Origin of the sequence: uncultured Shewanella sp. (assembly GCF_947501665.1) — a bacterium.
In the GTDB taxonomy this organism is placed as follows: Bacteria; Pseudomonadota; Gammaproteobacteria; order Enterobacterales; family Shewanellaceae; genus Shewanella.
Map to the genome: position 1 here is coordinate 1 of NZ_CANMWS010000006.1, position 22,827 is coordinate 22,827.

Genomic DNA, 22,827 nt, shown 5'->3' on the forward strand with positions numbered 1-22,827 from the left:
AAAAAGCCGAGACTCGATTCCATTCGGCTACTCATTGCAGTGGTGAGTCACGCGTAACGACATCATTACACAAAAAGCCGAGACTCGATTCCATTCGGCTACTCATTGCAGTGGTGAGTCACGCGTAACGACATCATTACACAAAAAGCCGAGACTCGATTCCATTCGGCTACTCATTGCAGTGGTGAGTCACGCCTAAGTAACACTCACCATCATTACACAACACGCCGAGCCTTCAACACTGAAGACTCGGCTTTTTATGACATCAAGGCGATTCAAATTAACGACTATACCCGTCCCCCCACTGGCATAGCAAACTTAAACAGCAAATCGAATAATTAACAACCAACCAACCCAAGAAATACAACATTAAGTTACAATATTTAACATATAGCGTTACTATCCCTACCCCGTGTTCAGTTTTTCTACTTGTGCTTTTATGGCAAAGCCATTTCATGTGATAAAAGCACTTAGCAGACTGAATAATATTTATTGGTACTATTAACAAGGACGTTTCGTCATGAAGACACAAGTCGCCATTGCCATTTCGGCAGCCCTCCTTTCGTCTACTAGCTTCGCGGCCACCGAAGCCCAATACAATATCACTCATCAAAATAACGATAAATATCGAGGACAAAAAGCAAGCTTACAGGCACAGCCTCAACAAAAGCACGCCGTCGCTTGGATGATAAAGCTCAATACAAAACCCATTGCCCAACAAAGTCAAACCTTACACTATGACGCGACAAGGACTAAAAGTGAGATTGCAACTTCACAAGCCAGAGTCCTCGAATCGCTGAGTCAAATGAATGCCAACGTATTGACCTCCACTTCAATATTAATGAACACCCTTATCGTTGACGCTGACAAACAGTCGCTCTCCAAGCTATACACGCATCCCGACGTCCAAGATATTCTGCCCATTTATGACTACAAACTGAATATTACCGATAGTGCAGATTATATCAATGCCACTCAAATCCTTGCTGATGGCTTAGCTTCCGGTGCCGGACAAAGAGTGGCTATTTTAGATACGGGTGTCGACTATACTCATCAAGCCTTAGGAGGAAGCGGAACACAAGCAGACTTTGATGCGGCTATTGCAAGCAAAGCGCAAGCGCCTAGTTGGCCTCAAGGGAATATCATAGGAGGCTGGGACTTTATTAATAACGACCCGAATCCGATTGAAATAGAAACCAGTCATGGTACCCATGTGACACATTCTGTTTTAGGCATTGCGCCGGATACCGAGTTATTCGTCTATTCTGTCTGTCAGACTATTTGCCCAGGTTTAGCTCAAATTTTAGCATTGGAAGCGGCAATCGATCCCAATGGAGATGGTGATATCAGTGATAGGGTCGACACTGTGAACATGTCAATTGGCGGTATCTTTGGTGATACTCAAGATGATGCCATTCAAGCAATGATTGATGAAGTCACCCAACTTGGCGTCAATTTTGTTGTCGCTGCAGGTAATGACGGCGCCTCTCCATTTATTGTCGGCGGGCCAAGCACAACAGACAGTGCGCTATCGGTCGCTGCAACGAGTCACCCCATCACCACCGTCAGTGATATTGATCTACAAGTGAATGATGAAAATATCACGGCAAAAGCGGCCCTTTTTAATCCCGACAAAGCATTTCGACTCGATAATACACAAACCAATATTATTTACCCTGATACCAATCAAACAGCTTGTGATGCTTTTTCTGAAGAAATTGACTTTACCGGTAAAACCCTCCTTATCGACACCGGAGGGGAATGTACCTTTACCGATCAAGTGTTACATGCCCAACAAGCGGGCGCTGCTGCTGTGATTGTTGGTTTACATGTAAGAGGCATGGCACCTTTTAGCATGTCTGGTAGTGATACGCGTATTACTATCCCCTCAATCATGATAGAAAAATCGGATAGTGATTCCTTAAAAGAGCAAATCATTGAAGGCAATTTAACCTTCTCAATCGAAGCGACAGAATATAATGCCGTTGACTCTATCGCCAGCTTCACATCACGTGGTCCCTCTGTCGCAGGTACATTAAAACCAGAAATCATTGCGCCAGGTGTAAGTGTCTTAACGGCACAGCCTGGTACAGGAAATGCACTCACTCCAGTGAGCGGCACCTCTTTTTCTTCACCCATCACCGCTGGCGCTGTCAGCCTTTTACGCGAAGCCTTACCCGCTCGTAATGCGTTAGAGATCAAGGCAACCTTGATGAATACCGCAAACTTAAATATCACTTTCGGCGCAAAAGAGCTTGACCCCGAAGCAGAACTCGCTCCCATCAGTTATATTGGCGCAGGGCTCTTAAATGTAGAGAAAGCCATGCAATCTTCTGTCATTGCATGGAATAAAGACACCAAGCAAGCTGCACTTGCTTATGGTTTAATCGCTATTGATAGTGCAACAAGCATCACTAAAACCGTCAGAGTAAAGAATTTCTCAACCCAAGAAAAAAACTATACCCTGCATGTTAACCCTCGTTTTAATAATGATATCGACACTGAGGCGGTGAGTTTCACGCTGCCAGAGTCAATCACTATTCCAGCAGGCCAAACCATAGAATTTGACGTCATCGTCAAGGTCGAGCCCCATCAATTGCCAGAGTGGAAACTCAGCTCCTCATTTGGACTCAGTGACACAGAAGAAAATGCCTCTAAAGCATTAACGCTATCAGAATATGATGGTTCAATTGAATTTAAAGAAGGTGATGAAACCGCCTTACACCTTGTTTATCATATGCTTCCTAAAGCTAAAGCCGCCATTGATATCAAAACAGAAATAAATAAGGAGGAAACCAAACGCATTCTAACCAATACTGGCGCAACCAGTATCAACTACCCTTATGCCGTGCCATTATTAGCCACCAGTCCGATTGATGAAAATCAACGCCAAGATTTAATCAATGTGACAGGTGAACTCATTGATGATTATTTCTGCCGAAGTGGCATTGGTATCTATAGTTCAATGCAAACGCGCGATCCCATTATTCATCCCTTAGGAAATAGTTATCTGGTTGACTTTGATACCAATCAAGATGGAATATGGGATTACAGTGTCAGTACGATTAATATTAAAGATCTAGACAGTCGAGCACGGCACGCACTCTACGCCGTTGTAGGCCCCTACGGCTCAAAGGATGATTTAGTGCTTGCACCAGCCTATCATATGACTGGCAATGATTTCTTAACACTCGGCATTTGCTTAGAAGATTTATCATTAACTGAAGATGCACTGGGACAATCCGTCAATGTGCGTTATCGCATCGAAGAAGCTGCTGGCATTTATGCCGCCACAGGAAAAGCCGACGAAGTGACGACGACCCTAACACTGGACTATTCTGGATTAAGCGCACAACTATTAGACAGTGAAGATAATATCATCACTAAGCTCGCGCCAGGTCAGAGCGCTTACCTTACTACTCAAGGCACTCAAAATGCGTTAGGCTATATGTTGCAATCAGAAGCTGGCGCCGTTGCATTAGCCATCAATACCAGTTCAAATGCCAATTCAGCACCCACGATTAATAGTGCTGAATTTATCATTCCCGTCGATACGCAAGCTGGGACTCAATTAGGGCAATTAGAGATAACCGATCCCGATGAGCTGAGTAGTCCTTTCTCCGAAGTCATAGTACTCAGCAGCAACAGTGACTTCCTCATCATTGACAAAGAGGGGGCTGTCCGTTTAAGTGATGATGCCATCATCACTGAAGCTACGCCCAACATGACCGCCGAGGTTATCGCACTTGATACCTTAGCCAATCGCTCAAAATCAGCCACTGTGACAGTCATTGTCCAAACAGAAGATGACAATGAAGAAGAGAAAGACGAAGCTGTTGAAGAGGATGAAGCCGTTGAAGAAAAAGCCCTCGTTAATGAAAAATCTTCATCAGCAGGTTCTATGGGCTGGTTAGGCTTTTTCTTGCTCCCATTAACCTTATTGAGACGTCGCCACTAAATACGCGAAAAACGACGTCATCAAGGATCATACCATAGTGAACAAGCCCTAAAATGGTATCTTCAAATGATTTAAAGCCACTTCAATCAAACAATTCGCAGTGGCTTTTTTAATACTCTTTAGCCAATAGGCCAATAAGTGCATGAGGTGAAGTTATCCGGTATTTCGTATAATTTTTAGATTCCATAAATATGCCGATTACCTGATAACACCTGAGTTTCTGCTTTCTAAAGGGCTAAACTCAACCTTGGAAAACTTTTACTTAAGCACTGACATTACCAACGTGATTGTCTTTTTTCATAAGGCAAATCAGGCTTTTTCCCTTGCCGTAATGCCGCTATCACGCGGTTTTTTCCCATTAGCAATTTTATTTGACTGACTGTTTCTCTGCTCAGCAAACGCCTCACACTAGCAGTCCAGCTTCGATTAATACTGAATTTTATCGCCGCATTCGCATCGGGAGATGTTTGCATCAATTGCTGTGCTAACTGCTCAGCAGTTTGCATAGGATTGCTGACTATTTTCGTGACCAATCCCTTTTCTAACGCTTCTTCAGCAGTCAATACTTGCGCTGTCATCGTCATCAGTAAGGCTTGGTCTTTCGGCATAATTTCTCTTAATGTCACCAATCCCGCCATATCCGGCAACAAGCCCCATTTGGCTTCCATTATTGAAAATTGGGCACTATTGGAAACCAACCTAAAGTCTGCCCCCAACGCAATTTGCATACCGCCACCAAAACAACAACCTTCAATAGCCGCAATCACAGGCACTGGCAGCTGTCGCCAACCTAAAGAGAGTCGTTGCGCTAAATTAGCATTTCCCGGTAATCCCTTTAACAATATTCGCAGCGCTTGCATGGGGGATTTCATCACACTTTTGACATCAAGGCCTGAGCAAAAATGTTTACCTGCGCCAAATAAAATAACCGCACGCAAATCACGATCTTTTTTAAGCTGTTTGATCGCTCGATCAATGGCGAGAAAAGCCTCAAAATTAAGCGCATTATATTTATCAGGACGATTTAAACAAACATAAGCGATGCCCTGTTGTTTTTTGATTTCTACATAATTCCCTTGCATTTTTACTCACTATTTAATTAACGCTAAAAAAACAAAAAAAGATCCTTTGACCAACATAGCCCCAAATATGCTAGCATCATTGTTCTTAATATCGGTACCCCAAAATACTCTTTTTATAATAAAGCACCAATACTTGAGGGTTATTGACCCCAACAAGCACAAAAGCTGTATTTTTCATGTAAATGTAAGGATGTTGATTAATGCCATTCCCAGTACTGATCTGTGATGATTTTGCATTAGCCCGAAAACAAATAGTGCGCAGCTTCCCCCCTCAATGGGATATTGATGTCACCTATGCAGTTAACGGATTAGAAGCCATTGAAGCCATACGCCAAGGAAAAGGTGCATTAGTTTTTTTAGATTTAAACATGCCTGTCATGAATGGCTTTGAGGTACTCGATAAGGTTCAATCAGAAAACCTAAACTGTCAAATCATTATTGTTTCAGCCGACATACAAATCAATACCTTAAGCAGAGCCAAATCCCTCGGGGCACTCGACTTTATTCAAAAGCCAGTCAATCCCGAGTCTCTGAAATACCTATTAGATGAACATAGTTTATTTCAAGCTCATTGCTCACAAGTCGCCCCTTTTCCAATGCCACTGCATATTGATCTTCTCGATGCGACCAAAGAATTAGCCAATGTCGCTATGGGAAAAGCCGCAGCTTTACTATCACGTTTATTAGATGCCGTCGTCATCTTACCCATCCCCAACGTCAATACACTCGAAGTAAATGAACTCATTATGGCGTTAAAATCAACAGATTCCCAAGAAGGGATCTCAGCCTTATGCCAAGGTTTTATCGGCGCCAATATTGCAGGTGAGGCACTGCTTCTGTTCCATGATTCCTCTTTTAATGATATGGCCACGTTAATGAATTTACCAACGCCTCATCATCAACATAATGAAATTGAAATCATGATGGACATTGGTAATGTACTCATTGGCGCCTTTCTTAACGGTTTATCGGAGCAACTGGATATGACATTCAACCAAAGTCATCCCGTCATACTAGGCAAGCATTGCAGCGCGAACGATCTTATTCACGAAAACTCAGGTAAATGGACCAAAAGCTTAGCAATGGAAATCAATTACCGCATTGAAGAGCATGACATACAATGTGATTTATTACTGGTATTAACCGAAGACTCTATACCCACTTTGCGACAAAAACTGGATCACTTTGCCAATCGGAGTCCTTTACAATGAGCCGAACATCAAATGTAAATGAGCAATGGCATTGGCTCGTTGATATGGTGCAAACCATTGAGGTGGGTCTAGTGGTACTCGATAAAGATTTTAATATTCAATTATGGAATGGTTTTATGGAAAACCACAGTGGGATCAGTTTCGATAACCTGCATAATAAAAATCTTTTTGAGCAATTTAGCGATTTACCCAGAGAGTGGCTGCGGCAAAAAATGCAATCGGTGTTCCTATTAAAAAACCGTTCATTTATCAGTTGGGAGCAGCGTCCTTTTGTGTTTCAATTTAAAAATTATCGCCCTATTACTTGTCGCGCCGACTTCATGTACCAAAATGTCACCTTACTTCCCCTCAAGTCCGAAACGGGTGATATTACCCATATCAGCATGCTCGTTTACGATGTCACCGACGTGGCCCTGAATCGGCAACAATTAAAAGCAGCCAATGACAACTTAGAGCATTTAAGCCAAATTGATGATTTATCGCAACTGTACAACCGTCGTTACTGGCAAATTGGCATGCAAAAAGAGTTTGATAGGCATCACCGCTACGGTCAGTCCAGTTCATTAATGATGCTGGATATCGATTATTTTAAAAATATTAATGATAACTATGGCCATTTTGCGGGCGATAAAGTCATTCAGACGATTTCACACATGATTAACCAATCATTGCGTAAAACAGATTGTGCAGGTCGCTACGGCGGTGAAGAATTTGCTATATTACTTCCCGATACCAATAGCCATCAAGCACACAGCCTTGGCGAACGTCTTCGACAAAAAATCGAGAATACCCCTTTTGTTTTTAGCGATAACATCATACAAATTACTGTCAGCATTGGGTTATGTGAAATAGATAGCCATAGCCAAACCAGTGAACAATGGCTTGAAAATGCCGATATGGCGTTATATGAAGCAAAAAGACAAGGCAGGAATCGCTGTATGCAATATCAAAAAGAAACGAATAGCTAAATCAATATAAGATGACATGCTCAGCTGGAATGAAAAGTGATTTAGGCTAGGCGAATTGTTGAAAGCATAGTTATTCTACGACAAGAGAAATCAACAAAGCATCATTCACTTTTAACACAGCCGGTTAGGAGCTTAACTTGAGCGGCATTTCTTTGTTGCATTATCTCGAAAGGTGCCTATATTCCATCACTAATGCGCCTCAAAATGTCGCTCTGAGGCTATCATTTTATATTGATTTAGCGATAGGCGGCTCATGTAGAAGTAGCGTTAAAAACCCATCAAAACATCCATTTTTAACGCTCAATAAAGGTTAATGTAAAGAGTGTTTACTCTCTTCAACTGACGTCTCATCTTCAGGCTCTTCATCACCGATAAAATAAGTGCCCCAGCCATCATAATCCACTTTCTGTTTTGCTGCGACATGAAGCAGTTTTTCACAGGCATCATCCAATAACGCCACTTCTAGTAAGTGCGTACTCATGGCATCAAAACAAAAAATAACAGAGCCATCTTCCAGCTCCATTTCTTCAGCATCATTCACTTCAAAACCCAATTTAAACGCTTCAACGGCTGCTTTTTCTAATTTATCAAAATTTGTCGAAGAAAAATGATGCTCGATACTATACTGCGCATCAGGATCGGTGCCATCTGCCAGCATCGCATCGACGATCTCTCTATTTTCTTTTTTTTGTAACGCTAATTGCTGTGCAATCGACATGAATGACTCCCAATATTAAAATTTGACTGATAACCTATTAACAGGCCTTTTGTTTACCCATCAAGGTTTGTGCTTCTTGATTTAGCTGGGCTAGTTTTCTGGTCATTTGGTCATGGATCTTGGCCGAAAAGTCTTTCACTTGTGACTTATCAATACCTTTCGTTGCGATTGGATCCATCATTTCAATCAACACGACACCATTATTCCAACGATTTAACTTTATATGACACTGATTTGACGCCAATACAGGCACCATAGGTACCTGTGCTGCAACCGCGGTATAAAATGCCCCCATTTTAAAAGGCAATAAACCTCGACCTTGAGAGCGAGTACCTTCCGGAAACACCCAAAGAGACAAGCATTTATTTTTAATTTTTTGTGCCGTTTTTGCCATAGTATCAAACGCTTTACTGCGATTTTTACGATCTAATAAAATATTACCGGTTAACCAATAAATTTGCCCAATCAAGGGCATCCAAGCAATACTCTTTTTACCTAAGCTCACCGTCCCTTTAGGTACGGCCGCAGTATGAGTAAAGATATCAAAATTATTTTGATGATTCGCTAAAAAAATACAAGGGTGCTTATCATTTCTTGTTTGATTACGCACAATCACTTTTATCCCTAAAACAGGAGCAGCAAAAGAAAACATTTTGGCTAACATATGTACATTATTACGATGACGCGGTCTCACTAAGCACACTAAACTGCCTACTACAAAGGCCAAAAACAACATTACCGCCAATATCACACATCTAAAGATTAAAAGCACCGTATTCTCCCACGACTCAAGTCGGCACAGTATAGCGAGCCAAGATACACGACTCAATATATTGTTCACACTTGTATGCTGAATTAATGTGAATTTAAGGTTAACTGAGAGAGTGGTGATTCACTGCCTCATTGCCTATACGTTTTTAAAGTGGATATTCTTATGACACACTTTTAGTGTCATTCTCATAACAAGCGCACTCACGGCTAAACACGCCACAATCACCGCTCCACTGGGTAAATCTAAACCCGCAGATAACAATAGACCGCCACAATAGCCCATAATTCCCACTAAATAAGCGAACGCTAAACCAAAACGACCATAATAGCGATTAATCGCCAATGCGGGTAGTATTAAACTACTGAAAACTAAATAAACACCCACTAACTCGACTGACAAAGTGATCACAACGGCAAAAATGAGATAGAAAGCACGCCCTTCAAGAACACTGGGCTTAAACAAGACAAAAAGTAAAACTAAGGTATAAACAATGGCCGGCAGCAACAATTGAGAAAAATTGACCCAAAGAATTTGCCCAGACAATAGCTGTTTTAACAGTTCCGAGCCATGGGGATCGTTTGCTAAAATCAACATTGCCGCCACTGCTGCTAACACATAAAAACAGCCAATAAAGGCTTCAAGCTCATCATGCATTCGCTTAGAAAGCCAAGCTATCACCCCCGCTCCCCCAATAGCAAAAATTGCTGGCATCCACACATTAGAAAAAGGTAATTGGGCTAAATCATGATTTAAATGCCCTATTACAGTGCCAAGAGCGGCCACTTGTGCAATGGCTAAATCAATAAAAATAATCCCCCTTTTTAGGACTTGCTGGCCTAACACAACATGCGTAGACAAGACTAATAGTCCAGCCAACAATGCAGGGATTAAAATCGACACTAACTCTATATCAATACCCATAGTAGACATGCACTCCCTCATTTTTAGATAAAAAAGAGCATCAAATGATGCTCTTTTTTTACTTACAATGTCACAAAATTATTTTTGCTCTATTTTTTGCACATTTAATAATAAATTTAACGTACTGGTATACAAGCTAAACAAATCTTGGCTGTCATCATTACCTCCTACCGACATAGGTAAAGTGATCACAGGTAAATTCGCTCGCTCTCCTAACCATAAAGCACCACGATCATCTTGATAAGACGCAATCACAATAGCCATAATATTTTGGTTAGCGGCACTTTTTAACAGTTGTGCTAAATGCGCACTGCTAGGCGGTAAACCCGGTTTAGGTTCTAGATCCCCCACCTGTTCAATACCAACCCAGTCAAACAAATAACGAAAACTTGAATGGTAAGCAATCACTTTTTGGCCTTTTAAAGGCGTAGCCATCTTTTTCCATTTCGCCATTGCAGCAGTCCAGCGCTCAGAAAAATGAGCGAGGTTTGCTTGATATTGCACACTGTGCTGGCCATCTAATTGGATCAGTTTATCTGTCAACGCTTGCGCCACTTTCAGCACCCTTTCAGGTGAAAAGTGAATATGGGGATTACCTTTGGCGTGAACATCCCCTTGACTTAAATCCACACTATCGAGTTTATCTAATGTCTCAATTTGATCTGCGGCAAAAAATAAGCCTTGATCCGTTGAACGTATTTTGGCATTCGCCGATTTCATTTGCAGCATTGGCAGCCAACCGATTTCAAGATCTGCACCGGCACAAACGGCCAAGTCCGCTTGACGCATTTTAGCAATCAAACTGGGACGAGCTTGAACTTGATGAGGATCTTGCATCGCCGTAGTGGCAGCATAAATCTTTGCATTAGGAGCCAACTCTTTTGCCAAAGCAGCATATTCAGGCTCACAGGCAAAAATATTTAACTGAGCATAACTGACTGAAGACAGTGTCATTCCCAGTCCCAAAATCGCTGTTTTAATAAAATTAGAATTGATGCGCACCGTGAGCTCCTAATGTCATAACATATTGAAGAGTAACGACGTTATCATTTTCAATGCCGTCAAAGTTAGTTCCTTTTTGCAAGGTATATTGCAACCTAACCGTTGAAAAGTGACTGTGATGCCAAGCCAAGCTGACATCGGTTTCTTTGAGTTTTTGACGCTCAAAAACTTCTTCATCTAATTCCATGGTTTCCACTTGTCCATATCTCAGCCCAACACTCCATTGAGGTGCTAGCTGATAGACACCACTTAAATACCAACCTTCTTGGTAATGAGCTGAACTAGGATAAGTATAAACCCCTTCTTCTGGTGCAAAATCCGATAAGCGGATCCATTCACCGCTCACCGCTAAGTTTTGATATTTGTAATTGCCTTTAGGCGCCCATTTATACACAAAATCAGCAATATACATATTTTTCCCTGTATAAGCGGCATCATGATTGTGTTCATCACTGTCATGATCGTGATCATGCTCATCAGCAGTTAATCGACCATTTTTATTATGTAAATAACTGATCCCTGCTTGCCAAGAGCTTTCAATACCAATATCCCCGCCCACTTTAGTGTAAATCGTATATACACCCAGGTTGTCATATTCCCGCTCATGGTGATCATCAGCAGCGCGCATGCTATCACCTTGAAAAATCTCAGCTCCTAAGGTCCAATACACATCGGTGGGCGCAAGATAGGTTAACCGTGCGCCATCATCATAATAATGACTGCCTAGAAAAGCACGATACACAGCGGGTCTATCCACAAATGAGTCAGTATGTAAATGCTGGTTATTTAAATAGCCAATATCCGATAAAAAACGGCCGCCACGAATCGCAAAACCTGCTGGCATGGCTAAGGTTTGAATAAAGGCTTCTTCAAGATTGAGCTCTGTTCCTTCATCATTTACTTCAATGACAGTGGTCAATTTGCCATAAAACATATCATCAATATTGGCACTCAATGCCAATTCATTATGGCCCATACCAAAACCTTCCGTCGCTTCTGAAAGTGGACGCTCAGTATTTTGATAATAACCATCCAGTACCACACTGATCGCAGGATTCGTGAGAGTTGGCGTTTCAGCCCATAAACTAGCTGAAAACAAGCCGCAAAACAGCCCCGTAAAAGTCATGTGTTTATTGAACACTGGTCGTTCCTCTTAAATTTTATTTTTATTCTGTAAACATGATGTTCAATACACCACAGAAGGCCCATCGCCGCTCAGCATGAGCCACGAATTGAGATCCATTCATCCACAGATAACTTTATTCTTTTCAAATGGTATTTTTATCTTGTGCTCAAAATGTCGCTTCACAATCAGATAAACAAATGAAGACCATAATGAGTCAATAATGAAATCAGCAGGCATAAAAGTACGGAATAAAATCGACAAAGCAGTCTCAAATACATTGCACTCAAATAAAACAGAACAATAATTTGGCATACTGAATATCAATGCTTAATCTCAATGTACTTACATGCAAAACCTTAAAAAATAAGAGGTGGGGCGCGGCTATTAAAATAGCGGGGAGTAATAGTCGAATAGCTTACACAAGAAAATTCAACGGGTAAAAAACGCTGTTTAACCTGATGAACGCTGAAGTCGACCTGTGGCAGATACTTATTATAATGATGTAAATGAAAACACAACGTACAGTGCTTTTTAGCCCCATCATCAACATGCCTAACATGATGCGCTTGAGCTGCAAATGACAAGCACATCAACACAACACTTAGCCACAAGGCTAAAGCGCGTCTACTGCGTTGACTCATCATAAGGTGATTCTGCTCATGTTAAATATGACATCTCGATTAAACGGTTACTAAGCGTTACCATTCATATTCAATTTTTACCGTTAGTTTGACTCACACAAGTGTGTACATCACTAAAGGCAATTTTGTTAAACAAAGATTAAAAACAGCCACAAGTGTAAGGATCCCTTACCTTATGTCAAGTTAAGTCTTTACTGAAACATGACATTTATTATCACAAAACCAACCAAAGATTGCTAACAATCTACGACATCACTACAGTCTTTCAATAATGGTCACATTAGCCAAGCCACCGCCTTCACACATGGTTTGCAGCCCATAACGGCCGCCAGTGCGCTCCAGCTCATGTAACAATGTGGTCATCAATTTTGTACCCGTAGCCCCCAATGGATGCCCTAACGCGATAGCGCCGCCGTTCACATTGGTTTTACTATAATCAAAGCCCGTTTCTTTGAGCCAAGCCATGGCCACACAGGCAAACGCTTCATTGATTTCGACCAAATCGATATCATTTAATGTCATACCTGCTTTTTTTAACCCATGCTGAGTCGCGCTAATTGGAGCGGTTAACATCCAAATAGGATCGTCTCCGCGAACACTCATGTGATGAACACGTGCTCGAGGTGTGAGATTATAGCGTTTGAGCGCGGCCTCAGATACCACTAACACCGCCGAAGCCGCATCACTGATTTGCGATGCCACTGCTGCAGTCAATTTGTCACAGCCAAAGAGGCTATCGAGCTGGGCCATTTTTTCAAGCGATGATGCTCGCGCCGTTTCATCCATCAATAACCCTTCCAGCGGCACAATTTCTCGCTCAAATCGCCCTGTTTGGATGGCGTTTAACCCTCGATGATGTGACTCAAGGGAATACCGTTCCAGCTCCTCACGACTAAAGCCCCATTTATCGGCAATCATCTGCGCCGCTTTAAATTGGGTTGGCATCACCTTGCCATAGCGGCTCACCCAGCCTGTCGATCCTGTAAAAGGATCGCTAAACCCCATGGATTCTGCCACTGTCATCGCCGAACCAATAGGAATTTGCGTCATGGTTTGCACGCCGCCTGCCACGACTACGTCCATACTTCCAGACATGACCGCTTGCGCTGCAAAATGCACTGCCTGCTGTGATGAACCACATTGCCTGTCTATAGTTGTCCCAGGCACCGTTTGACTGAGTCCCGCACTCAACCACGCCGTGCGTGCAATATTGGCAGTTTGCGAGCCAATATTATCTAAACAGCCAAAAATAACATCATCATAGTCATCATCTGGGATCCCATTGCGTTCAACAAGGGCTTTTAACACATGAGCCCCTAAATCGGCGGCGTGCACATGAGACAAGCTCCCTTTGCGGCGGCCCGTCGGCGTTCTTAACGCATCCACAATATAAGCTTGAGTCATGTTGTTCTTCCTTGTGTTATTATCTCATTAATCAACAGCCTCATTATAGTTTAGCGGTAGATTATCTAGAAGCTTCACGGCTCCAACAAAAAATGGAAGAAGCGGCCTAGTTATCATAAGCGCTCACTTTCAGAGACAGCAATGTATCGGTTGAAAATTAATCACGATGGAGGAGCTTGTCTTCTCTCTGATTTAGGTAACAAAGCCTGCATCCATCGTCATCGACCACCACCTTCATGAATAGCGAATGACCGATACCATTGATAGCGATATTCTTTCGCCTGAGCGTGACTCAACATATTTAGGGGGAGTAAACCTGCAAGATGATTGTCCTTTTATTGCTTGCACCACTACGCCTTTATCCTAAGCCTCTAATTCACCCACAACACCTTAAATGACTTAACTTTGAGTTTTTATCTGTTTATCTTCTGCTTGCTTGCGCCATTGCTGACGAAATGTTGCCATAAACAAGGACTCTTTAGGTGCCTTGATATCCCACATTTGAAATAACATAGCTTGCTCTATTAATTTAGCCGGAAAGCTAGTGCGCCACTTAATCAATTTATCTTCCAGTTGAAATAAATACAGTCCACTGAATTTTTGCTCACCTAAGGTATTGGTATATTCAATATCAAATCCTACCCCATGAAATCGCGTGCCATTTTTACTGTAGCTCACTGATTTTAGTGTCGAAAAAACCAAATCACGCCACTCACTTTTTGTCGCAATCGCACTGATCTCTTGTTGTATCGCATGACTTTCAACTTGCAATATAGTCTGGGTATCCTCTATCTCAGCGTAGCGAATGGGGTAAACAAACAAATCAATATAATCGTCGCTAAAATCGGGATGAACATAGGTACTTTGATGACCTAAAAATGGGTCGTAATAACTGAACTGTTTGGCCAGTGAGAAATCCCCAACTTGCTTAGGCACGCTAAGGTCTTGGTTATAATCCGTTGACTGCAGTGCTGCGGCGATGGTTTTGGAGGAAAACACCTCATCTTTTTGCAGATCGGCAATAAGGTGCGATACCAACGCCTGAGTAAAATTTTGTTTAGCCTCATGCACATTATTAAATAAAGACATCGTCGTAACATAAGGTAACTGATAAGTGTATTGTTTTATTTTTCGATCATAAAAATATAAGCTCACCTCAGCCTTTACCTGATGCTCATGTTGCATAGGCAGCAGCATCAAACTCGCACCAGAAAGCGCCGCTTTCACCATATCTGCAGCATTATCAGACATGAGGCTCACCGTCGAAAAAGTCAGATAAAAGGCATTATCTTTATCCGAAAAACCAACATCTTCAAACAATTGCATCTGTTTTAGTGCTTGCCAATAACGATCACTGCCAATTTGATTTTCTCGGCAATACTGAAACATTGACTCATTCTCAAAGGCTAAACACTCCTCTTTCAACACGTGAGAAGGCTCAGCGTAAAATACCGAAATCGGTGGATATTTATGATTAATGTTCGAATTATACTTCGCCATTTGAGGTGTCGATATACAACCCGATAATAGGGTCAGGAGCATAATAAAAAAAGGCAATCGATAAGAGGTATACTGCATGATTAACATCCGGATGTTTTTTATTGTTATTATTGTTCTCGCTCAACATTTTACAATAAAAGAACACTAAGTACATAACAACCTCCCTATCATGTCAGTGCATTATGCTGCAAAAATATTCGCCTTAAGGCTATTGGCCTGCGTTTTATTGCAGCATATGTTAACCGGACAAGAATCAGTTATATCACCCAATAACCCTAACCACCATGATTATACTCATTAAAATGCTCAAAAATGGATGAGTAAATACGCTTATTTCTCCGTTTTTGAGTCTAATATCAATTTATTAGCCTATGCTTTACCTATACGTTACTTAAAGTGGCATTCCCGTCCAATCAACTTCCACTCAGCCAGTAATAAGTTCTCTTTCAGGAGCCAGAAAATGTCTGTTAATACACAACGATTAAACACTTGTCGGTTTATAATATTATTCGTTATCAGCCTCTACTCTCTCGGTTCTGCTGTTGCTTCAACGGAGCAAAGCAAGCTACCGAATCTGCTCTCATTGAACGAATGGAAAGTGCCTTGGGAAGGGCTTCCCAGAGATCCGCATGTAGACAGCAAAGGCCAAGTCTGGTTTTGTGGACAAGCCGGTAACTACATTGGCCGATTTTCTCCGTCAAACCAGCAATTTAAAAAATATCAGGTACCAGAAGGAACCCACCCACATAACTTACTTGTGGATAAGCAGGGTCAAGTTTGGTACGCCGGTAATCGTAATGCCCACATTGGACGCATGGATCCTAAAAACGGAAAAATTCAACAATACCCCATGCCCAAGGGCGTCAACGATCCACACACACTGGTATTTAATCAGCAAGGCAATATCTGGTTCACCGCTCAACAAAGCAATCATATCGGCCTATTAAATGTGAACAATGGACAAGTACGAGTCGCCACGCCAGCAACGGCCAACGCTCGTCCTTATGGGATCAAAGTTGATGCTCAAAACCGCCCTTGGATAGTACTTTTTGGAACCAATAAGCTGGCTTGGGTCGATCCCAAAAATATGGCTGTGACTGAAATAAATCTCCCTCGACCCGACGCCCGTCCCCGCAGACTTGAAATAGATCCCAGCGACAATATCTGGTATGTCGATTACATTGGTGGTTATCTAGGACGCTACTCTCTCAACAATAAGAAGTTTAAAGAATGGAAGCTTCCCAGCAAAAGCCCTCGTCCTTACGGCACAGCACTGGACAACAAAGGACGACTTTGGATAGCCGACACGGGCGAGGTACCCAATATTATCTTTGCTTTTGATACAGCAAAAGAGACATTCACTAGCAAAACCCCAGTCCCTAGCGGCGGCAATATTCGCTATATGTATTTCGATAATACCGACAACAGCATTTGGTTTGGGGTTGACACTGGGTATTTAGCGCAAGGAAAACCCAACAAATAATGTCACAATGGCAATCAAAGAGGATCTGGTTAAACAGCCTGCCTGATCCTCAATACGGAATGACTAACGAGGAGTGACTCTGGCTGTATCCCTGTCGACATTCACCTGCACTTGTTGGCCGACCTGAAAAATCATATTCGGATCAGCGGCCTGCACAACAGAAATCACTTCATCGTCTTCCAAACGTATAGTTAAATTAACCCCATTTTCCTTACCCATAGCATTGGCCGCCTCACCGCCGGCATAACCACCTAATAGGCCACCGCCTATGGCCGCCAATGCAGAACCTATGCCGCCACCAATGGCTGAGCCCAGTATGCCTCCGGTCGCTGCTCCGGCAATGGTGCCCACCATATTACTGCCCTGAGACGCATCGATAGTCACTGGTGTGGTTTTAATCACGGTGCCATAATACACGCTTTGAATGGTACGGGTATCGGCGGAGCCATAAGCATCACCGTAAGGATTAGGCGTATTGCTGCACCCCGCCAAAAAAGCCACCAGCATAAACGTAAAAGCAAAGGAAGTGGAAATGCGCGCGCTCGATTTACATTTTATCATGATAAAAACCCCGTAAATGATTATCCCACCAGTATAAATTATAACCTGCACGCTTAGTTGATAATTTACCCATACTTCACACACTTACCTCCTTCTGCTCACAAGAATGCAATTAATCATTAAGATCCCCATAATCACTTTCCCGAATCGGTACCATCAAAGAACATCACTACTCTTTCACTCAAGAGCCCATCACCTTCACCGACCGTTTAATACGCGATCCCGTGACACTCACTTTGACCGTCTTAGTACTCAGCTGACTTGTTGTTTCATAACTGCTGGGTCGGTGACGGTTTATGTGAAAAGTAATTACGCATCAGATAATGGCATGAATTAACTTAGCAGTGGGCAGCACAGAAAACAACAAAGCCCCAAAACAGGGGCTTGTGGATTAACGAGGGAGATTTAATTATGGGTGTCTAAATTAACCTTTTTAGATAACGTGCTGGATATTTAAATGATATCACTGACACAGAATAGTGAACGCCCTCTTAGCGAGGAGGATTTAATTGTGGGTGTCCGATTATTTGCCTTATATTTCCCAATGTAAGAGATCCAATATTACAGGTTCGGTAACTAAAGCACTATATGGGCAATAGTCATTGGTTTTACTATAACTCAAAGATAGCATTGTTTTTTCATTTTTTGATGTGAATACTGTTACTTCATAAGGTTGTAAGCTATTTATTATTGAGGAACTCAATATGGGAACCATAGAAGAAATATCTTCTCCTCTGTATAGCTCCATCGCATTCAAACGGTAACATTCATGTAATATTGGTTTGTTCAATATGAATACTTTACATTCACTTATACCACCAAAACCAACAGTTGATGAACAGGATACTTCACCCCATTGATGAATATTACTTTTATTTATAAAAATCATCTCATTTTCTGGTGAAGCAAAAACAGTAAAACAAGTAAAAAATAAGATTATAAACTTATTCACTATCAACCCCCCTTATATTCATCTACGATTGCTCTCTCGTAAGCTCTTAAACTAAATGAATGATTTTGAACTCTCCCTGCGTTCCATTGAGAATAATGATACCCCTCATGTGCTAGGTTTAACATTACATTTTCCATACTTGATAAATTAATACGTCCCGACATATGTTGCATAACTCCACTATAAAATGCAGTTTTATATAGTACTATTCCGCCTTTATAGTGATGTGCATTAGCCCATTGTCCATTATACTTACCAGCGTAAGAATTTGCTTCATCGAAAGAGTCAAACATTTTCACATTTCCATCAACAACAATACCATAACGATTATCCGCTTTATAATCATCAGCAATTTTACCTTGAAAATTATCCATTCCTTTTGCTACTTTAACTCCCTCTTCAAGCATGCTATCTATATCTCCTTTAGGTTTAATACCTAAAGCATCTTCATTTTCTAATTTACCTCTTTTCCCCGATACATTATACGAAACCTTACCACTCCCAAACTCCCCTTTCATCGCCGAGGTAATAATAGACGCAAATGCGGCCGTTGCCGCACCATTGGCAAATTTACCGCCCATAATTGTAGAGGTAGTACCACCCACTACCGCAGCGACCGCAACCCTATAATAGGGGTTTTGAATACCTCTACCACCAATAGCCATAGCCGCCCCAATCCCTGCTGAAATGAAGCCGTTAGCAAACTTCCCCCCTTGAGCTTCGGCTGCAATGCCTCCGATTGTAGCTTGAGTAAGCACCTGAATATAAGGACTAACTATCGCCGATGCACCGTAAGTCGCTGCACTAACAGCATAAGTAATCCCAGCTGATTTTAATGCCGCATTACTTGAAGCACCCATAGCACGATTAAAATCATAATTCCATGCTGCAGCAGCTTCAGGCCCACCATAGTAAGCGGTCAAAGCACTCCCCACTATATTCACTACATTGGCCCCAAAAATCTTAACTGCACCTTTTATGAAATTACGGTTTAACCGCTTTAATTGCTTAAAAAAGTACCCACTAGGATCCGTGGCATTGAGCGGGTTATTGAGTACATAACTATAGGCATTATAGTTTTGCAGTTTTATTAGTGGTGAGATGGCTGCACCACAAGCGCGACTTAACTTTTACAATACCTGTCCATATAACTCACTGAGTTAATCTCAACATAAGCCCCTATCATAGGGGCTTATGTTGTTTAACGAGGGAGATTTAATTGTGGGTGTCTTGATTAATCCGGCTACTAACAATTAACAATGCCTGTCCATGTAACGACCATCATCCTTATTTTCATATTATTTTTTTTGGTTGTTTTTCAAACAAAACTACCTCCCATTTGGTAAAAACCAAAGTATATATTTTTTAACATATATAAATAATATAGCCAAAGTAAATATTACACTCACAAGAGACAACTGAACAAAAAACAAATTCACGAATAAAAGCACAACCAGTGAAATTACTTTCATCTTAAAACCACTTGTTTTTTCTTCACCCAAAAGAATATAAAAAACAACAAACAGTGACATTAACATCATGAATTTATTATATAAAGATATACCACCCCTATCGATAGCCTTCGCCTTTATGTCATTAATCATAATATCACGATTAATCTTTTCAGCTTTCTTTATTTTCACCATATTTTCAGGAGTAATATATTCCCGACCTTGAGAATCTTTATCTATAAATTCAGAAGTGACAATGTGATTTTCTTTATTTTGTCTATCTATTTCTTCACCATAATTCGGCTCGCACTGATTAAATTTACATATTAAATACTCAATGCGTCCACTATTCACTGCTGAAAGAAAAAAGCAAATAACGATTACTGAATAAAATAAAATATTTAATTTTGAAAGCTTGGACATGTCCAACCGCCTACACACCAGTTTGTTTGTTTTGTTTCATGTAAAGATACATTTTCAACATCTGTCCACATAGTACTATGCGTCATAACTTCACTCCAGTAATAACGTCCTCCATCACCAAGATCTGTATACTCTACTTCATGAAGCCTCCATTCTTGTTCATATTGATATACATCATGATTTTCAAATAAAACTAAATTCGGTATTTTAGATACAAAAACACTTAAAACATTTAAACCTGCCTTGCTCATTTGAGAAGCAATTGCTCCCTTCCCAGCTCCTAAAACTAAATTTGCTTCTTCATACTCTATATTTACTTCATATATTTTTTTCAGTTTAAATTTACCTGTTTTACGCCATTCAGTACTCTTTTTTCGCACACTCCCCCCAGCCTGATTCATCAAATACTGCATAGCTGCCATTTGAGCACCGTTAGCAAACTTACCGCCGCTGAGGGCAGAGGCGGTACCGCCAATGGCAGCTGAAATGATGGTACCACGGACAATTTCACGATTTTTTAAGTTAGCACCACCGGGTAAAAATGCACCGCCAGCGCCTTTGGTGACCCCTGCACTCTTTTTATATAAGAAGTAAAGCCATGGCCCCAATTGTCTGTATATAAAGAGTGCCGCCCATTAACTCGGTAGAAATGCCGCCCACCATTGCTTTTCAACATAGCATTAGCACCAATTGGTGCCGCCGCAAACTGTTTGACTCACCGATATTGACAGAGACACAATAGAGCATCATCCCCAGCATATAGAGGATGATGAATAGACAAAGAAAGAATTGATTCAGAGTGTTTTAGTGCATTTTCTTTATATCAAAAAAGGTAAAATAGCGCTATTTTTTATGGTCATTACACAAGCCAGCAAGGCCTATACACCTTGGCTAGATTTCTTTGGTTTCCTAAAAATCAAAACAGGCTTGACTCAACGGGAGCGTCCATATATGCCTTAATTAATTGTTATATAACGTTAACTTGTAATTCATCTATGACTTACGGCTATACATGAATAAAGAAAAACTGATAATAAAAGCCATAAATAAAGTAAAAAATAGCACGCCTCCTTTATTATTTACTTTCTCGATACTCTCTTCTACAGTACGAATTTCCAAACCATCTATACTAAAACCTAAATAGCGGTTCTCATAATATGCTATCTTCACTGGATTATTATTAAATTTATTAATAAAAGTCTTATTACAAGGGAAGTTTAACGGCAGAGAAATATAATCATCTACTACCTTATGGTCAGAATAAATCACTCTGAATTTAACTCCTTTTATTGAACGAGACTCAACACATTGAGCTCCAACAGCGATTCCCTTTTTAATAGAGATTTCTGTCTCATCAATTTCTTGAGACTTTAAGAATAAAGCCAAAAACCCCCAACAGAACCAAACTAACGCAATAAATAAAAATATCAGATTATTATTCCTCATTGACTTTCAACCGCCTTATTTAACTGCTGTACTGTATTAACTGTAGAAAAGATATCAAGTGAAGTAATTCCAAGTGTTCCTGCAGTATAAGGCTGAATAGATTGCATCAACAAGCCCTTATATGCAGCGTTGATCGACATAGTCGCAGTAACAAAATCCGTCCCCAAAGCTATATTAGCCGCTTGTAAATCAGTTGCCCCTAAATCGGAAGCAAGTGTTATAAGAGGATCATTACCTGTAGCAGCTTTTGTTAGTTGTCTCATAGCATCAGCACTAAGAACAACTGTAAGCCCGCATGTCGCCCCACTACTTACACATCCAATTCCAGCTATTGTTGCACCAGTACCAGATAGAGCTCCATTGATTAAAGCTGCTGTCTGCTCTTCATTTAATAAATGCCTCTTTTCTAATCCAGAAATACCATGACACCTTCCTTTACATGCAAGCTGCCGCTTCACACTCTCCCCAGCCTGATTCATCAAATACTGCATAGCTGCCATTTGAGCACCGTTAGCAAACTTACCGCCGCTGAGGGCAGAGGCGGTACCGCCAATGGCAGCTGAAATGATGGTACCACCGACGATTTCACGGTTTTTTAGGTTGGCACCGCCGGGTAAAAATGCACCGCCAGCGCCTTTGGTGACCCCCGCAGAGATAAACCCATGACCAAACTTACCACCCATTAGTTCAGCAGAAATCCCGCCGACCATGGCATGAGCACCAATTTGCGCCACCACTTGCCCTGAGGTTAACAGGTTACCGCCAAAATCAACAAAACTATTCAATTGAGCACCTTCCCAAGCTACGGCATTGATATTTACTGCACTAAGCTCACTAAAGTACTCTCCCACACCTTGTAATGCATAACCTGCAGCGGCGCTGATGACACCCACCTTAATGCCTGATGTTAAACTGCCTGTCGCCACAAAATTTGCATGACCATTATACAAGGCACTGCACCACACTTGGCAAAATGGGACAAAATTCAATGCAGTGCTAATAACCGTATTAAGATACGGGATACTGTTTAAGAATTCATGTGCTGCCCATGCACCTGTGACTTTCATCACGCCTTTGAGTAACTTCTTAAAAAAGTACCCACTAGGATCGGTGGCATTAAGCGGGTTATTGAGTACATAACTATAAGCATTGTAATTTTGTAGATTTTATTAGTGGTGAAATGGCTGCACCACAAGCGCGACTTAGCT

Annotated in this window: 20 protein-coding genes; 4 read left to right on the forward strand and 16 right to left on the reverse strand. The window is 41.3% G+C overall.

What is annotated here, in order from left to right; genetic code table 11:
- Positions 1–520: 520 nt before the first annotated feature.
- The gene (locus Q0976_RS05550; protein ID WP_299491882.1) at positions 521–3,958 is read left to right on the forward strand and encodes a S8 family serine peptidase; all 3,438 of its coding nucleotides are present in this window, start codon (positions 521–523) and stop codon (positions 3,956–3,958) included.
- A 275-nt stretch (positions 3,959–4,233) separates the two neighbouring features.
- Here Q0976_RS05550 and Q0976_RS05555 read toward each other — a convergent pair whose 3' ends face one another.
- A complete protein-coding gene (locus Q0976_RS05555) occupies positions 4,234–5,040 on the reverse strand; it encodes a crotonase/enoyl-CoA hydratase family protein (protein ID WP_299491884.1) in 807 nt (268 codons plus the stop codon).
- A 200-nt stretch (positions 5,041–5,240) separates the two neighbouring features.
- On the opposite strand from Q0976_RS05555, the gene Q0976_RS05560 reads away from it, so the two are divergent.
- Both Q0976_RS05560 and Q0976_RS05565 read left to right on the forward strand, forming a co-directional pair.
- The gene (locus tag Q0976_RS05560; protein ID WP_299491886.1) at positions 5,241–6,251 is read left to right on the forward strand and encodes a response regulator; all 1,011 of its coding nucleotides are present in this window, start codon (positions 5,241–5,243) and stop codon (positions 6,249–6,251) included.
- Entirely contained in the window at positions 6,248–7,219 is a 972-nt protein-coding gene (locus Q0976_RS05565) for a diguanylate cyclase (protein WP_299491888.1), read from the forward strand. The genes Q0976_RS05560 and Q0976_RS05565 overlap by 4 nt, the downstream gene beginning before the upstream one ends.
- A 310-nt stretch (positions 7,220–7,529) precedes the next feature.
- Here Q0976_RS05565 and rraB read toward each other — a convergent pair whose 3' ends face one another.
- From rraB to Q0976_RS05605, 8 genes are all read right to left on the reverse strand, one after another.
- Positions 7,530–7,937 carry a ribonuclease E inhibitor RraB gene (gene rraB, locus Q0976_RS05570; protein ID WP_299491890.1) on the reverse strand — a complete coding sequence of 136 codons (408 nt, stop codon included), beginning with the start codon at positions 7,935–7,937 and terminating at the stop codon, positions 7,530–7,532.
- Positions 7,938–7,974: 37 nt separating this feature from the next.
- Positions 7,975–8,709: a 1-acylglycerol-3-phosphate O-acyltransferase gene (locus Q0976_RS05575; protein ID WP_299491892.1), complete on the reverse strand. Its 735-nt coding sequence runs from the start codon at positions 8,707–8,709 to the stop codon at positions 7,975–7,977.
- 135 nt (positions 8,710–8,844) lie between these two features.
- Entirely contained in the window at positions 8,845–9,639 is a 795-nt protein-coding gene (locus Q0976_RS05580) for a metal ABC transporter permease (RefSeq protein WP_299491894.1), read from the reverse strand.
- A gap of 69 nt (positions 9,640–9,708) precedes the next feature.
- On the reverse strand, positions 9,709–10,632 hold the full coding sequence (locus Q0976_RS05585; protein WP_299491896.1) for a zinc ABC transporter substrate-binding protein: 924 nt from the start codon (positions 10,630–10,632) through the stop codon (positions 9,709–9,711).
- Positions 10,616–11,758 carry a hypothetical protein gene (locus tag Q0976_RS05590; protein ID WP_299492175.1) on the reverse strand — a complete coding sequence of 381 codons (1,143 nt, stop codon included), beginning with the start codon at positions 11,756–11,758 and terminating at the stop codon, positions 10,616–10,618. The genes Q0976_RS05585 and Q0976_RS05590 overlap by 17 nt, the downstream gene beginning before the upstream one ends.
- Positions 11,759–12,114: 356 nt before the next feature.
- Complete coding sequence (locus tag Q0976_RS05595) at positions 12,115–12,402, reverse strand: ABC-type zinc uptake system zinc chaperone (protein WP_299491898.1); 288 nt, start codon at positions 12,400–12,402, stop codon at positions 12,115–12,117.
- 252 nt (positions 12,403–12,654) lie between these two features.
- The gene (locus Q0976_RS05600) at positions 12,655–13,803 is read right to left on the reverse strand and encodes an acetyl-CoA C-acetyltransferase (RefSeq protein ID WP_299491900.1); all 1,149 of its coding nucleotides are present in this window, start codon (positions 13,801–13,803) and stop codon (positions 12,655–12,657) included.
- 399 nt (positions 13,804–14,202) lie between these two features.
- Positions 14,203–15,381, reverse strand: a complete 1,179-nt coding sequence (locus Q0976_RS05605) for a hypothetical protein (protein WP_299491902.1) — start codon at positions 15,379–15,381, stop codon at positions 14,203–14,205.
- Positions 15,382–15,763: 382 nt separating this feature from the next.
- On the opposite strand from Q0976_RS05605, the gene Q0976_RS05610 reads away from it, so the two are divergent.
- Complete coding sequence (locus tag Q0976_RS05610) at positions 15,764–16,786, forward strand: lyase (RefSeq protein WP_299491903.1); 1,023 nt, start codon at positions 15,764–15,766, stop codon at positions 16,784–16,786.
- Positions 16,787–16,849: 63 nt separating this feature from the next.
- Here the strand turns inward: Q0976_RS05610 and Q0976_RS05615 are convergent, their stop codons facing one another.
- From Q0976_RS05615 to Q0976_RS05645, 7 genes are all read right to left on the reverse strand, one after another.
- Complete coding sequence (locus Q0976_RS05615; protein WP_299491905.1) at positions 16,850–17,347, reverse strand: hypothetical protein; 498 nt, start codon at positions 17,345–17,347, stop codon at positions 16,850–16,852.
- Between the two features lie 532 nt (positions 17,348–17,879).
- Positions 17,880–18,299, reverse strand: a complete 420-nt coding sequence (locus Q0976_RS05620; RefSeq protein WP_299491907.1) for a hypothetical protein — start codon at positions 18,297–18,299, stop codon at positions 17,880–17,882.
- Between the two features lie 2 nt (positions 18,300–18,301).
- A complete protein-coding gene (locus Q0976_RS05625; RefSeq protein ID WP_299491909.1) occupies positions 18,302–19,243 on the reverse strand; it encodes a hypothetical protein in 942 nt (313 codons plus the stop codon).
- Positions 19,244–19,627: 384 nt separating this feature from the next.
- Positions 19,628–20,173: a hypothetical protein gene (locus Q0976_RS05630; RefSeq protein WP_299491910.1), complete on the reverse strand. Its 546-nt coding sequence runs from the start codon at positions 20,171–20,173 to the stop codon at positions 19,628–19,630.
- Positions 20,152–20,781, reverse strand: coding sequence for a hypothetical protein (locus Q0976_RS05635; RefSeq protein WP_299491912.1), 630 nt, complete (start codon positions 20,779–20,781; stop codon positions 20,152–20,154). The genes Q0976_RS05630 and Q0976_RS05635 overlap by 22 nt, the downstream gene beginning before the upstream one ends.
- 385 nt (positions 20,782–21,166) lie before the next feature.
- Positions 21,167–21,619: a hypothetical protein gene (locus Q0976_RS05640; RefSeq protein WP_299491914.1), complete on the reverse strand. Its 453-nt coding sequence runs from the start codon at positions 21,617–21,619 to the stop codon at positions 21,167–21,169.
- Positions 21,616–22,686, reverse strand: a complete 1,071-nt coding sequence (locus tag Q0976_RS05645; protein WP_299491916.1) for a hypothetical protein — start codon at positions 22,684–22,686, stop codon at positions 21,616–21,618. Before Q0976_RS05645 ends, Q0976_RS05640 begins: the two co-directional genes overlap by 4 nt.
- Positions 22,687–22,827: the final 141 nt, after the last annotated feature.

Coding starts and splice junctions, on each gene's coding strand:
- Q0976_RS05550 (WP_299491882.1), top strand. CDS start 521: ATGAAGACACAAGTCGCCATTGCCATTTCGGCAGCCCTCCTTTCGTCT.
- Q0976_RS05555 (WP_299491884.1), bottom strand. CDS start 5,040: ATGCAAGGGAATTATGTAGAAATCAAAAAACAACAGGGCATCGCTTAT.
- Q0976_RS05560 (WP_299491886.1), top strand. CDS start 5,241: ATGCCATTCCCAGTACTGATCTGTGATGATTTTGCATTAGCCCGAAAA.
- Q0976_RS05565 (WP_299491888.1), top strand. CDS start 6,248: ATGAGCCGAACATCAAATGTAAATGAGCAATGGCATTGGCTCGTTGAT.
- rraB (WP_299491890.1), bottom strand. CDS start 7,937: ATGTCGATTGCACAGCAATTAGCGTTACAAAAAAAAGAAAATAGAGAG.
- Q0976_RS05580 (WP_299491894.1), bottom strand. CDS start 9,639: ATGTCTACTATGGGTATTGATATAGAGTTAGTGTCGATTTTAATCCCT.
- Q0976_RS05590 (WP_299492175.1), bottom strand. CDS start 11,758: ATGACTTTTACGGGGCTGTTTTGCGGCTTGTTTTCAGCTAGTTTATGG.
- Q0976_RS05595 (WP_299491898.1), bottom strand. CDS start 12,402: ATGATGAGTCAACGCAGTAGACGCGCTTTAGCCTTGTGGCTAAGTGTT.
- Q0976_RS05600 (WP_299491900.1), bottom strand. CDS start 13,803: ATGACTCAAGCTTATATTGTGGATGCGTTAAGAACGCCGACGGGCCGC.
- Q0976_RS05605 (WP_299491902.1), bottom strand. CDS start 15,381: ATGCAGTATACCTCTTATCGATTGCCTTTTTTTATTATGCTCCTGACC.
- Q0976_RS05610 (WP_299491903.1), top strand. CDS start 15,764: ATGTCTGTTAATACACAACGATTAAACACTTGTCGGTTTATAATATTA.
- Q0976_RS05615 (WP_299491905.1), bottom strand. CDS start 17,347: ATGATAAAATGTAAATCGAGCGCGCGCATTTCCACTTCCTTTGCTTTT.
- Q0976_RS05630 (WP_299491910.1), bottom strand. CDS start 20,173: ATGTCCAAGCTTTCAAAATTAAATATTTTATTTTATTCAGTAATCGTT.
- Q0976_RS05640 (WP_299491914.1), bottom strand. CDS start 21,619: ATGAGGAATAATAATCTGATATTTTTATTTATTGCGTTAGTTTGGTTC.
- Q0976_RS05645 (WP_299491916.1), bottom strand. CDS start 22,686: ATGAAAGTCACAGGTGCATGGGCAGCACATGAATTCTTAAACAGTATC.